General features: G+C 39.6%; 13 protein-coding genes. 12 read left to right on the top strand and 1 reads right to left on the bottom strand.

The genetic code is table 11. The features are described 5' to 3' along the window. Positions 1 to 7 precede the first annotated feature (7 nt). From AMD01_RS19555 to AMD01_RS19525, 7 genes are all read left to right on the top strand, one after another. Positions 8 to 775, top strand: coding sequence for an ABC transporter ATP-binding protein (locus AMD01_RS19555; RefSeq protein WP_053403126.1), 768 nt, complete (start codon positions 8 to 10; stop codon positions 773 to 775). Positions 776 to 1,074: 299 nt separating this feature from the next. Then, the gene (locus AMD01_RS19550) at positions 1,075 to 1,656 is read left to right on the top strand and encodes a glycerol-3-phosphate responsive antiterminator (RefSeq protein WP_053403125.1); all 582 of its coding nucleotides are present in this window, start codon (positions 1,075 to 1,077) and stop codon (positions 1,654 to 1,656) included. A 34-nt stretch (positions 1,657 to 1,690) separates the two neighbouring features. Continuing rightward, positions 1,691 to 2,809, top strand: coding sequence for an ABC transporter ATP-binding protein (locus tag AMD01_RS19545; RefSeq protein WP_053403124.1), 1,119 nt, complete (start codon positions 1,691 to 1,693; stop codon positions 2,807 to 2,809). Next, positions 2,806 to 3,732, top strand: a complete 927-nt coding sequence (locus AMD01_RS19540) for a carbohydrate ABC transporter permease (protein ID WP_053403123.1) — start codon at positions 2,806 to 2,808, stop codon at positions 3,730 to 3,732. The genes AMD01_RS19545 and AMD01_RS19540 overlap by 4 nt, the downstream gene beginning before the upstream one ends. 53 nt (positions 3,733 to 3,785) lie before the next feature. Then, on the top strand, positions 3,786 to 4,541 hold the full coding sequence (locus AMD01_RS19535) for a carbohydrate ABC transporter permease (protein ID WP_053403244.1): 756 nt from the start codon (positions 3,786 to 3,788) through the stop codon (positions 4,539 to 4,541). A gap of 13 nt (positions 4,542 to 4,554) precedes the next feature. Then, a complete protein-coding gene (locus tag AMD01_RS19530) occupies positions 4,555 to 5,889 on the top strand; it encodes an ABC transporter substrate-binding protein (protein ID WP_053403122.1) in 1,335 nt (444 codons plus the stop codon). 101 nt (positions 5,890 to 5,990) lie between these two features. Continuing rightward, complete coding sequence (locus AMD01_RS19525; RefSeq protein WP_053403121.1) at positions 5,991 to 6,713, top strand: glycerophosphodiester phosphodiesterase; 723 nt, start codon at positions 5,991 to 5,993, stop codon at positions 6,711 to 6,713. Between the two features lie 16 nt (positions 6,714 to 6,729). On the opposite strand, the gene pcp is transcribed toward AMD01_RS19525, so the two are convergent. Further along, the gene (pcp, locus tag AMD01_RS19520; protein ID WP_053403120.1) at positions 6,730 to 7,371 is read right to left on the bottom strand and encodes a pyroglutamyl-peptidase I; all 642 of its coding nucleotides are present in this window, start codon (positions 7,369 to 7,371) and stop codon (positions 6,730 to 6,732) included. 216 nt (positions 7,372 to 7,587) lie between these two features. Between pcp and AMD01_RS19515 the strand changes: the two genes are divergently transcribed. From AMD01_RS19515 to AMD01_RS19495, 5 genes are all read left to right on the top strand, one after another. Next, positions 7,588 to 8,358 carry a DUF1189 family protein gene (locus tag AMD01_RS19515; protein WP_053403119.1) on the top strand — a complete coding sequence of 257 codons (771 nt, stop codon included), beginning with the start codon at positions 7,588 to 7,590 and terminating at the stop codon, positions 8,356 to 8,358. Positions 8,359 to 8,549: 191 nt separating this feature from the next. Continuing rightward, a complete protein-coding gene (locus AMD01_RS19510; protein WP_053403118.1) occupies positions 8,550 to 9,908 on the top strand; it encodes a sugar ABC transporter substrate-binding protein in 1,359 nt (452 codons plus the stop codon). Positions 9,909 to 10,161: 253 nt separating this feature from the next. Then, positions 10,162 to 11,541, top strand: coding sequence for a carbohydrate ABC transporter permease (locus AMD01_RS19505; protein WP_053403117.1), 1,380 nt, complete (start codon positions 10,162 to 10,164; stop codon positions 11,539 to 11,541). After that, a complete protein-coding gene (locus AMD01_RS19500) occupies positions 11,542 to 12,432 on the top strand; it encodes a sugar ABC transporter permease (protein ID WP_083446636.1) in 891 nt (296 codons plus the stop codon). A 136-nt stretch (positions 12,433 to 12,568) separates the two neighbouring features. Then, the gene (locus tag AMD01_RS19495) at positions 12,569 to 13,654 is read left to right on the top strand and encodes a LacI family DNA-binding transcriptional regulator (protein ID WP_053403116.1); all 1,086 of its coding nucleotides are present in this window, start codon (positions 12,569 to 12,571) and stop codon (positions 13,652 to 13,654) included. Positions 13,655 to 13,658: the final 4 nt, after the last annotated feature.

Below are 13,658 nucleotides of genomic sequence, written 5' to 3'. Positions count from 1 at the left end.
AAGTAAGATGATAGGTGAACGAAAGCTTGAAGAACAAAAGCTTAAAGTAAGAGGCGTTCAAAAAACGTTTGAAACCATTCAAGCGGTTCAAGATGTAGATCTTCATGTAAAAAAAGGTGAATTTGTGAGCATTATTGGCCCAAGTGGGTGTGGGAAAAGTACGATTCTTGATATGATCGCAGGGCTTACCACACCTGATTCAGGAGAAATTCTTTTGGATGAAGAAAGCGTGACTGGAAAGAGAGGACACGTCGCATATATGCCTCAAAAGGACGTGTTGTTCCCTTGGAGGACGGTTATTGAGAATGTGATGGTTCCACTTGAAGTGGCAGGAGTGAATAAAAAAAAGGCTCGGAAAGAAGCAGCTGAGTTTCTTCCGATTTTTGGGTTATCAGAATTTGAAGACCGCTTTCCAGGAGAATTATCCGGTGGTATGAGACAACGTGCGTCCTTTTTACGTACATATCTATGTAAAAAAGACCTATTGCTTCTTGATGAACCGTTCGGGAAGCTTGATGCTTTAACACGCCTTCAAATGCAACAATGGCTGTTAGAAATTTGGGGACAGTTTAAGCAGTCTGTTCTCTTAATCACACATGATATCGATGAAGCCATTCTTTTATCAGATCGCATTTACGTATTATCACCGCGACCAGGAAAAATAATCGCTGAAGTAAACGTTGATTTACCTAGGCCACGTGCTTCTAAAATAACGACGTCAGCTGACTTTACAGCGATTAAATCACGGATTTTGGACGATTTGACGGAACATTAAATGAAAGTGAGTCATTCCATTTGGTTATGGAATGGCTCTTTTTTTGGAAAAAAGATGGTTGTTTACAGAAATCATCCTGCTTTTTTACAGAGGTGAAATTATTTCTTAACAAATCTATACAAAGAGTTAATAGGGGCTTTAAAAAGGTTTTATAGGATAGAAATTGAGAAAGATAAGTGAATAAACAACTCGGTTAGAGAACAGAGAGACCACACAAATCTATAGGCGTGTCCCAACACATCTATCGTATTTCGTGTGGTTTTTTACATGATCGCTCTATCTGCTTGGAGGTAAGAGGAATGGATGTACACGAAGAATTTTTACGTCGATTACACAAAGATCGGCTCATCGCCTCAATTAAAGATCCAAAAAGCTTTGATTATTTTTTGGAAACCAATATTCAATTAGCTTTTCTTTTAATGGGAAACATAAGCGTAATTAAACGATATGTAGACGCCCTAAAAAGAGAAAATCGCTTTGTCTTTCTACACATTGAAAAGATCCCGGGCATCAGCTACGACCGAGAAGGCTTAAAGTTCATTGCAAATTTTGTAAAGCCGACGGGAATCGTTAGTACAAAGAGTTCTCTTATTCAATTAGCTAAAAAGGAAGGGCTGCTCACGATTCAACGCTTGTTTCTAGTGGATACAGATGCTGTGGCACACGGCCTAAAGGTTGCAAATGATATTCAACCGGACGCGTTAGAGCTTATGCCCGGACTGATTCCTGAGATGGTGATGAAAGTTCGTGAAGAAGCATCTGTTCCAATTATTACAGGTGGACTGATTCGAAATAAAAGACAAGCAGAGGCCGCTTTAGAAAGCGGGGCTGCGGCTATTTCAACAGGAAGCCCGCGGCTATGGAAATCTTCATTCAAATAAATGAATACCCGATAATGGAAAGGGGATTATGAACATGAAAAAAGTTGAATTAGCAAACGTAAGCAAATCTTACGATAAAAAGAACAATATTATTGAAAATATAAATGCCACGATTGAACCTGGAGAATTTTTCGTGTTAGTTGGGCCATCAGGATGCGGTAAAAGTACAATGCTCCGTATGATTGCAGGTCTTGAAGAAGTAACGGGTGGAGATCTGTTAATTGGTGAAAAGCGTGCAAATGAGCTCCCACCGAGTCAGCGAGATTTATCAATGGTGTTCCAAAGCTATGCGCTTTACCCACATTTAACTGTAGAACAAAACATTACGTTTGGTTTGCACACAAAGAATGTATCAAAACAAGAACAAAAAAAGCGCTGTGAAGAAGCTGCTGAAATGCTTGGCTTGACTGACTATTTAAAACGCAAGCCCCGTCAGCTTTCAGGTGGTCAAAGACAACGTGTTGCTCTAGCTCGTGCCATTGTGACTCATTCACCGATCTGCTTAATGGATGAGCCGCTATCAAACTTAGATGCAAAGCTTCGGGCAAAAATGCGTTCAGAAATTCGTCAAATCCAACGCAAGCTTGGTATTACAATGATCTACGTGACACATGACCAAACAGAGGCAATGACAATGGCGGATCGTATGATGATTTTAAATGGTGGTCACATTCAACAAGTAGGTCGACCACTCGACATTTACAATGCACCCAACAATACGTTTGTTGCATCCTTTATCGGTGGACCACCGATGAACTTAACGAATGCAAAAGCTGACTCAACAGGTTTACATTTACAGGACAATCGTACAATGCCGCTCTCACCAGCCATTGCATCAGCGCTTCCAAATGAGGTAACGGTTGGCGTACGTCCTGAAAAGATTCAGCTTGCAGATCGTGACCAAACGACGTTAATCGTAGAAATTGCAAACGTTGAAATTTTAGGAACAGAAACGTTAATTACGTTTGAAATAGGAAACGGAGAACAGTGGATTGCAAAATGGAACGGTCAGTGGAATGTAAAAATGGGTGAGCGTATGCCGATTTACATCGATGAGAAAGATTTATTCTTGTTTGATGCTGAGACTGGCGCATGTCTTTACCATCAAGCTGAGCGTACAGAAAGCTTATCATTAGAGGGGGCATCCGTATGAATGTGACAGAGCCAATTCAAGCTGAACGCACAGAAAAGGTGAAGAAGACGCGTACGATGCCAGCAGCTCTAGCGGGATTTGGTTATTTGTTGCCATCGATTTTACTATTTGGTGTCTTTCTGTTCTATCCGATGCTACGCACGATTTATTTGAGCTTTTTCCGTACGGATACGCAGGGAAATCCGCTTCACTTTATCGGACTTGATAATTTTATTCTTTTATTTCAATCGCCAAGCTTTTTAAACAGCATGAAGGCGACGTTTTTATTCGTCCTTGTGACGGTTCCAATTGGAATCATTATCGCCTTTGCCTTAGCGTTACTTGCGAATGAGAAGGTGCGCGGAATTGGCTTTTTCCGTACGATGTTCTCGTCTACGATGGGAATGAGCGTTGCTGCATCTTCCGTCATTTGGGCATTCATGTACAATCCAGCAATTGGTGTTATTAATAAAGTCTTAAACGTATTTGGCATTGGTGATGTGCAATGGTTGCTTGATCCGAAGTTTGCACTTTTATCTGTGGCCATTTCAACGATTTGGATGAACACAGGATTTACGTTTCTTATTTTACTTGGTGGCTTGCAAAACATTGATGATCAGCTTTATGAAAGTGCTCGGATTTCTGGTGTTGGTTACTGGTATCAATTACGTAAGATTACAATTCCAATGCTTTCACCGACGCTGTTTTTCATTATTACCGTATCAATGATTAACGCATTTCAAACGTTTGGACAAATTGATATTTTAACAAAAGGTGGACCGATGGATTCAACAAACGTTATCGTGTATTCCATCTACAAAGATGCATTTATCAACTACAACGTAGGATCAGCAAGTGCTCAGGCAGTCATTTTGTTCTTTGTCATTCTTGTTGTGACAATCCTTCAATTTAAAGTAGGGGAAAGGAAGGTGCATTATCAGTGAGAAAAGCGAAGCAGCCCTTACTATATGTATTGTTAATCGTGGCTACAGTTGTGATGATGTTTCCAATCGCCTACGCGTTCTTAATCAGTTTTATGAGCGGTGGGGAAGTTCTTCAAGGACATCTTTGGCCAAAGAATTTTAATTTTGATAATTATAAAGCAGCTTTTGAACAAGTACCGCTGCTCGGATATTTATGGAACAGCTTCTTTACATCACTACTCGTGATGCTCGGTCAGCTTGTTGTATGTAGCTTAGCGGCTTTTGCATTCGTATTTGTTTCGTTTAAAGGACGAGACGCTATTTTCTTTTTATTCATTTCAACGATGATGATTCCGTGGGAAGCAACAATGGTACCAAACTTCTGGACAGTTCAAAAATTTGGGTGGTTGAACACGTATGCCGGATTAACTATTCCGTTCTTTGCACTAGCATTCGGAACATTTCTATTACGTCAGCAGTTCAAAACGATTCCAAAAGATTTGTATGAAGCATCTCAAGTGGCAGGAATTAGCCGCTTCCGCTTTTTCTGGAATGTTGTATTACCTGTTTCAAAAACGAGTCTTGTAACGCTTGGGATCTACAGCTTTTTAACAACGTGGAATACGTATTTATGGCCGCTGCTTGTGACGAACAATGAAAAGGTTCGAACAGTACAGATTGGTCTGAAGCAAATGCAGTCTCAAGAAATTTCAACAGAATGGGGCGTAGTAATGGCAGCTGTTGTCATTGTCATCATTCCTACTCTCTTATTGTTATTCCTTGGACAGAAGCATTTCCAAAAAGGTCTTACACAAGGGGCCGTTAAATAAGGGAGGCAAAAGGATGAAGAAGCTGCTGATTATCGTTTCATCACTATGCCTATTACTTCTAGGAGCTTGCTCAAACGGAAGTTCAGATGAAGCAAAGGCAAAGCAATCGTCAGGTAAGACACAGGTTATCTTTTGGCATGCAATGAGTGGAGACCTTGAAAAAACACTGAATCAAATCGTGAAGAAATACAATGCATCTCAAGATAAAGTAGAAGTAAAGCCAATCTTTCAAGGCACATATGAAGAGGCATTAACAAAGTTTAATACGGTAGCAGGCACAAAAGATGCGCCGACGATTATGCAAACGTTCGAGGTTGGAACGAAGTATATGATGAATACCCACAAGATCCAGCCGATCCAAAAGTTTATCGATCAAGATCATTATGATACATCGGTATGGGAGAAAAACATTGCGAACTATTATAAAGTTGGCGACAAGCAATACTCGATGCCGTTTAATTCGTCTTCACCAGTTCTTGTATACAACAAGGATGCGTTTAAAAAAGCAGGATTAGACCCAAATAAACCACCGAAGACGTACAGTGAATTAAAAGAGACAGCACGAAAGCTGACTCAAAAAGAAGGAAAGCGTACGACTCAATACGGATTCTCGATTCTTAACTATGGATGGTTCTTTGAAGAGCTGTTAGCGAACCAAGGTGGTCTTTACGTAAACAAAGGAAATGGTCGAGACGGAAATGCGACGAAAGCTACGTTCGCAGGAGAAAAGGGACAGCGTGTTTTTAATCTCATTCATGACATGTACAAAGAAGGCACGTTCTATAATGCAGGTCAAAACTGGGATGATATGAGAGCGGCTTTCCAATCAGGTAAAATGTCGATGTTCTTAGATTCTTCTGCCGGTATTCGTGCATTAGTCGATAATTCACCTTTTGAAGTAGGAGTAGCGGATCTTCCAGTACCTGATGGGGTGAAAAATCAAGGTGTTGTAATGGGCGGAGCATCACTATGGATGTCTAAAGGTGAAGGCATTTCAACTAAAGAACAAAAAGCTGCATGGGACTTTATGAAATATCTATCAACGCCAAAGGTACAAGCAAAATGGCACGTTGAATCTGGATATTTTGCGACAAATCCAAAAGCTTATAATGATCCAATGGTTCAAAGAGAATGGAAGAAATACCCTCAGTTGAAAAAGACGGTTGATTTGCTTCACCAAACAAAATCAACAAAAGCAACGCAAGGAGCGCTAATCTCAGTGTTCCCACAGTCACGACAAAACGTAGTAACGGCAATGGAATCCATTTATCAAGGAATGGACCCAGTAGAAGTATTAAAACAGGCACAAGAAGGAACAAACTTTGCCCTCGAATCAGCAAATCGCTAGAGGGAACAAGTTTTAAATGACGAAATATAAAAGTAAACGAAAAAATAGAAGAAGCTGACAGCAATCGTCAGCTTCTTTCTGCGAAAGGGGATCACTCGTCCATGTCAAACGATCTTATGATTTACGCCCACCGAGGCTATAGTGGGCGCTATCCGGAAAATACGATGGCAGCCTTTAAGGCAGCTTACGAAACAGGTGCTCAAGGGATTGAGCTAGACGTTCAGCTCACGAAGGACGGAGAAGCTGTTATTATTCATGATGAAAAAATTGACCGAACGACGAACGGAACAGGTTATGTGAAAGATTATACGTATGAAGAGCTCTCTAAGTTTGATGCCGGAAGCTGGTTTAATCCTTCGTTTTCAAAGGAGCGTATTCCACGTCTGCAATCATTTCTGAAATGGGTGACAGAACAGGATAAAGAAATGATGGTCAATCTAGAATTGAAAACGGATTTGTTTGACTATCAAGGAATTGAACAGAAGGTATTAACATTGATTGAGGAAGCGGGACTCAAACAGCGCATCATCATATCTTCATTTAATTTTGATACGCTAAAGCGCGTAAGACAATTAGACAACGATATTGCTATTGGCGTTTTGTTTGAGGGGATCGATGAGGAGAAAATTGGTCAAGCACGCTCGATCCATGCGGAAGCGCTGCACTGTGATCAAAGCTTTGCACTTTCCAAAGGTGGGATAGAAGCGATTGCTCAAGGTCTACAGCTCCGCGTATATACAGTGAATAATCATGAAGATTTTGGTCCATTGCAGACGGCAAATGTTCAAATTGTAATGACGGACTATCCTGAAAAGCAGTCATAGCGACGACTGCTTTTTTTTAATGTGTGTCACCACCGACAGCTTTGATATCTTCTTCAACTGTTAGAGCTGTTTCTACCGATGATTGTAATCCTGCTACGATCATTTCTAACGACATGCTTGGCTTTCCAGGGTATCTGACGGCTTGTTCAGGAATAAACGGGATGTGAATAAATCCACCCTTAACGTCTTTATCTTTAATATGGTGCATAAGCCCATAAAAAAGATGATTACATACGTACGTTCCTGCCGTGTGTGAAACGTGGCCGGGAATACCTTTTGTAGTCAGATCGCGTACAATGGCTTTGATAGGTAAGGAAGACCAGTAACCAACAGGCCCGCCATCAACAATCGGCTGATCAATAGGCTGTTGTCCCTCGTTGTCGGGAATACGAGCATCATCCACGTTAATTGCAACACGTTCGATACTAATACGATCTCGCCCTCCAGCTTGTCCAACACAAATAACCACACTAGGTTCCAATTCATCAATGTATGTTTGTAGCAGCGAAATAGATTGGTTAAAAACGGTCGGAAGGGGCTTGGAAATGACGATATGATCTACAATCTGTGTTTGATGTAACTGCTTTACGGCTTCAAGCGATGGATTAATTTTTTCACCGTCGAATGGTTCAAATCCTGTAAGTAATATTGTTTTCATCTGTACACACTCCCCCTGATCTTCGTTGTTATGTTAAATTTTACTAGAAAAATGAGCGAAGGAGTACAATATTTTTAAAAAAGTGTGAAATTTTTAAAAAATAGTAGATTTATGCAAACGATTTCATTTACACTTATAGGGAGAAACAATAACTCTTTTATTGAGGAGAGTATTGCATACAACAAGTGTGAAGTTACGCTGAAGGAGAATTGCATAATGAGTAAATTTAGGAGTTTTGCTTTAAGAAGAATGTCGTTCAAACACATTATGGAAACGGTAAATGCTAGATTCATATTTATCTTGCTGCAACATGTTTTGGTAGGAAGCCTCATCGCGTTTCCGCTCGTGATTCAAGTTTCAAAGGCTACACCTGAAACGTTGACGAGCTTAGCCTTTCCGAAGTTAAGCAGTAGTGACACGTGGGTTCAAGAGCTTCCTAAATGTACGATTAATGATAAGAAGCTGAACTGTGAGGATGACAAAAGCAAAGACATACAAAAGGGGAATGAACATATTTTAGTTAATCCAGCATCCGGATGGGAAAAAAAAGTGAAGGAAAATGACGCTTATCTTGCTTTCCACAAACGATACATGAGCGTTTCTTCTCATGGAATTAACGTCACGGTTCCGTATGGATCAGATAATTTCTTTAATCAAAAGAGTGGCAAGGAGCTGTTAGAACAGGTAGCACAAACGGCAAAACCACAGCTTATTTTGCCCGCCATGCAATTCCTTTACCCACTCTCAATTGTCATGAATATGATCTTTATCGCAATCGTTTCACTTTTTGCATTGCCAATGAACTTCAGAGCACGAGTGAAGCTGAAGTACAAACAAATTTTCTCTATGCTGTCCTACGCCGCGACTATACCAGCTCTTATTGCGTTTGCCGTCGGTAGTTTCATTTCCGCAGCTTTTGTTTATACCATTTATAATTTCGGATTAATTTTCTTGGCTTACTTTTTATTTAGAAAATATTTGCGATGAGACTTTTTGCTTACAGATCAGAGGGTGTACTCCTTTGATCTGTAACAAAAGCATGATAATAGTGTAAGACAAACGAAGGATAGAATTTTCGGAAAATGAAAAAAATTCAATTGACGAATTAAAAATCATGTAATATGATTTCTGTAAAAGCGTTTGCACAAATTTCGCGGAAAATGGAGAGGGGTATAAGAATGAACAGGGGATTTAAAAAATTATCAATGCTATTTTTAGCTATGATGCTAATTGTAGTCGCTTTCATTTCTGGATGTAGCAGTGACAAAAAAGCATCGACAGATAATGAAGGAGCAGCTGAGGAAAAAGGGGATCTTCCTTGGGATAAAAAAGAAAACGGTTACAAAATTGAGAAAGAATTACTAGATGGAAAAGCATCTTTGAAAGTATGGTTAGATGACGATACTTACGCAGACGCAATCATTAAAGCATGGAATGAGAAATACCCAAAAGTAAAAATCAAGTACGAAAAAGTTGGAGCAGTTGATGCTCGTGCAAAAATGGCTTTAGATGGGGAAGCTGGTCTTGGTGCAGACGTTTTCATTCAACCACATGATGGAATTGGACCATCATTATCAGATTCTATTATCGGTCCAATGGGAAGATATAGCGATCAATTAAAAGATGAAATTATTCCGTCTTCATTAAAGACAGTAGAAAGCGATGGTCAATATTACGGAGTGCCGATTTCTACGGAATCGCTTGCACTATTCTATAATAAAACGCTATTAGAGCAAGTAGCAGGTTCAGGTGAACCAGCAAAAGATTGGAAAGACATTGTTGAGCTTTCAAAAACTTATAACAACAAAGCAAAAAACCAATGGACAGTTCGTTGGGAATCAGGTAACTCTTACACAAACCATTTCTTCTTAACAGCAAATGGATTCCAACTGTTTGGTAAAAATGGAGACGATGCAAAAAAATTAAACTTTGAAGATGAGTCAGTAACAAAAGGATTAGAATTCTTCAAATCACTTCGCCCAGTTTGGGATGTAAACGCTGAAGATGCAACAAACGATACAACAACTCTTGAATTTGCAAAAGGGAAAACACCTTACTTAATTTCAGGACCTTGGGCAATCGCTGATGTGAAAAAAGGCGCTGAGAAAAACAACTTCGAATTTGGTATTACAACAATTCCAGATGTTGATGGCCAAAAAGCTAAAACATTCTCTGGGAACCAAATTGCCTGCGTATCTGCTTATTCTAAATATCCAGGTGCAGCACGCGTATTCGCAATGTTCCTAGCTTCTAAAGAGGGAGCAGAAGCAATGTATCAATCAACTGGTAAATTACCAGCACTAAAAGAAAAAGCAGCTGAAAAAGTAGCAGGTCTTAAAGACGATGAACTTCTTCAAGGTGTAGCAGCTCAAGCAGCGAACTCAACTCCAATGCCAACAATTCCAGAAATGGCTAACTACTGGGATCCTGCTAAAGCAATGTACGTAAACGTATGGAATGGCTTATTAGATGTAAAAGCAGCTCAAAAGAAAGCAACTCAAGATTACGAAACTTTACAAAAATCAGGCGGTAAATAATCTGTCTGAGGAAGAAGCAAAATCTTGCATATATGTGACATCTGAAAGTACCTAGATGTCATTCTGACGAAGAGAAATTGCCTCTCCAATACAACTTGGATGAGGCAATTTTATCTTCTAAAAAAGCAAACGTTTGCAAAGATTGGGAATTTAGTTTTACATCTTTTGGAATAAAATTCTATTAAACTATTTTTTCAAGTAAAGTTAGTAGGTCTTATGCCTGCTTTTCTGCTTGAAGAGGAGGATATACGCCATGATTGATCATGCACCGAAAAAGAGTCCTGTTTTACCTGGTGTAGCTTCAGCTATCATTTGGGGACTGGGCCAACTGCTGAACAAACAGCCTGTTAAAGCATTATTTTTCTTTATCATTCAAGTGATAATTGTAATGATTGAGTTTCTTACTGGAAACTACACGAACATGTCTGGTGGCTTTAGTTTTCGCGAAAATGGTGGCTTCTTTTTAAAAGGCTTCTGGGGTCTTGTGACGCTTGGAGAGGTTCCAAGAAAAATGTCCATCCTTGGTCTTACAGATGGAGATCACTCCATTGTTCTTTTAATTAACGGGATTATTGCCATCTTGTTTATGTGTATTTTGTTGTCACTGTACTATTGGAATATTAAAGATGCAGTAAAAACAAGAAAGCTTGCTAATGAAACAGGTCATACTCCAAAGACTCGCGAGTACTTAAGTGAATTATGGACAAGCATGTTTGAATACATCGTGCTCATTCCATCTGCACTTCTTCTACTATTTATCTCAGTAATGCCAATCATTTTTGGTGTTCTTATTGCATTTACCAACTACAACGGTGCTCATCTTCCACCAGCTAAGCTTGTTGACTGGGTTGGATTTGATAACTTCGTGAACCTATTTAAAATGCCAATCTGGTCTTCCACGTTCCTCGGTGTATTTGGATGGACGATCGTATGGGCAATCTTATCAACTGTGACATGCTTCTTCGGAGGACTGTTCCAAGCGGTTATTTTAAACAACAAACGAGTAAAAGGTAAAAAGTTCTGGAGAACGCTTTATATCCTTCCATGGGCCATTCCAGGAATGATCTCCTTGCTTGTATTTAAAACGCTATTCAATGGTCAATTTGGACCTGTCAGCCAATTTTTATTGGATATTGGATTAACGTCTGAACGTATCTCTTGGTTCACGGATTCAAGTAATCCAAATCTGGCACGCGCAATGGTGCTCATCATTAACTTATGGCTCGGTTTCCCATACTTCATGGCATTAATGACTGGGGTTATGACAAGTCTTGATAAGGAAATTTATGAAGCAGCTAAAATCGATGGTGCAACACCAACACAAGAATTTTGGAAAATTACGTTCCCGCTTGTATTAAGTGCAACTGCGCCGCTGTTAATTATGTCATTTGCAACAAACTTTAATAACTTTAACGTCATCTATTTCCTCACAGAGGGTGGACCAGTCAATTCGCAGTATCAGTTCGCTGGATACACAGATATTCTGATTACGTGGATTTATAAATTAACCATTGATGTCAAGATGTATAGCATGGCATCTGTTATGTCGATGATTATTTTCATTGTGATCGGTTCGATCTCTGCTTGGAACTTCAGCCGTACACAAGCGTTTAAGGAAGAGGAGTTGAGCTAAATGGAGAGTGTAACACCCGTTAATCGTAACGTGCCAGCTCCTAAGAAGGGGACACCTGGCCTTAAAATTAAAAGCTTTTTCATTACGACGCTCATTTATATTGAGTTAATTATCGTAGGAGCTGCCGTTCTTTTTCCGATCATCTGGATCGTTGGTTCGTCATTTGGTGAGTCTAGTGGGTTAGCAAATGCCACGGCTATTCCTGAACATCCTACAATTATTCACTACAAAGAATTGATTGAAAAAACCAAGTTCCTAGCCTGGTATTGGAATACATTTAAAATTGCCGTATTGAACATGATTTTCTCAGTTCTATTGAGCACATCAACGGCGTACATTTTTTCTCGCTTTAAGTTTAAAGGTAAAAAAGTGGGCTTAATGTCAATCTTGATTCTGCAAATGTTCCCTTCCTTCATGGGGATGATTGCTCTTTACATTTTATTCTTAAACTTTGGCCTGTTAAATAGCCATATCGGATTAGTCATTATCTATGCTGCAGGACAAATTCCGTTTAATACATGGTTAATTAAGGGATATCTACAGTCTGTTCCAAAATCATTAGATGAATCAGCCATGATCGATGGAGCAACGAAAACACAAATTTTCTTTAAGATCATTATGCCGCTTTCAAAGCCAATTCTAACGTTTGTAGCGCTCACGCAATTTATGGCACCGTGGATGGACTTCATTCTTCCACGTCTCTTAATTAGCTCAAACGAAAAGAAAACACTTGCGATAGGCCTTTTCGATCTTATTAAAGGAAATACGAATACAAACTTTACGATGTTTGCTGCAGGAGCTATTCTCGTTGCGGTACCAATTACACTCTTGTATATCTTCTTACAAAAGTACCTTATTAGTGGATTAACAGCCGGGGCTAATAAAGGGTAAAAGACAGAGAGAAAAGAGGGGATTCCTCCTTTTCTCTTTCTTTTTAAAAGATATTGAAAGCGCTTTATTTATGAGTGCGTTGACAAGAAGCATATTCTTTAGGAAACGAAAAATAAAATTAGGACGGATATAACTTATGGGTGTAACGATAAAAGATATTGCGACTAAAGCAAACGTATCGCCATCAACGGTTTCACGAGTCATTTCAAACAGTCCCTTAATCGGTGAAAAAACAAAGCGGAAGGTCAAAAAAGTGATGGAAGAGCTAGGATACTTTCCTAACTTTCACGCGCGCGTCTTAGTAAACGGAGCTACGTGTTCCCTCGGTATTGTGATGCCAGTATCAATGAGAGATCAAGACCTCGTATTTCAAAACCCCTTCTTTCAAGATGTCATGAAGGGTGTGGGATCGTTTGTTCACTCGAAAAACTATTCACTTTATATGACGTCAGGAGAAACGGAAGAGGAAATTTACCAGGACGTTGTGAATATGGTCAAAGGGAGACGAGTAGATGGCATTTTGCTTCTTTATTCGCAAGAAGAGGACCCTATCATCAATTTTCTTGTGGAACATGATTTTCCGTTCGTGTTGGTTGGTCATCCTCCTGATAACGTTCAAAACATTACGTATGTGGATAATGATAACTATAAAATTGCCCAAAACGTTACGAAATACCTTCTGTCACTTGGACATAAAAAGATCGCCTTTATTGGGGGGAATAAGCGCTTGATTGTGACGAGAAATCGTCTATCTGGCTTTTTAGATACGCTCTCTCTTTCGGGACTTTCTGTTCCGGAGGATTACATCAAACATACTGAGTTTAGCATCGAGGGTGGAAATGCAAGTGTCCAGGAGCTTCTTGAATTAAACGAGCTCCCAACAGCGATATTTGTGACGGATGATGTGTTAGCGATGGGTGTTTTGAACGTGCTTCACGAAAAGGAAATACGAGTGCCTGAGCAAGTAACGGTTGTTAGCTTTAATAACTTGTTTTTTGCAGGATTCACGATTCCACCATTAACGACGGTAGACGTGAATATCTATCAGCTTGGTTATGAAGCGGCAAAATGTTTAGTAGAAAAGGTGGAGGACACCTCAGCTACACCGAAGTGTATTGTAGTACCATCAAAGCTAGTTGTTCGCAAAACCTGTCAGCATATCGGAGATCAATCGTTAGAGAAAATATCATCTCATCTAGATTTTCAAATCGTTGTTCAATGAAAAA

The organism is Priestia koreensis (genome assembly GCF_001274935.1).
Lineage (GTDB): Bacteria > Bacillota > Bacilli > Bacillales > Bacillaceae_H > Bacillus_AG > Bacillus_AG koreensis.
The sequence above is the reverse complement of the archived record's forward strand: the minus strand, read 5'-3'. Positions and strand labels throughout refer to the sequence as shown.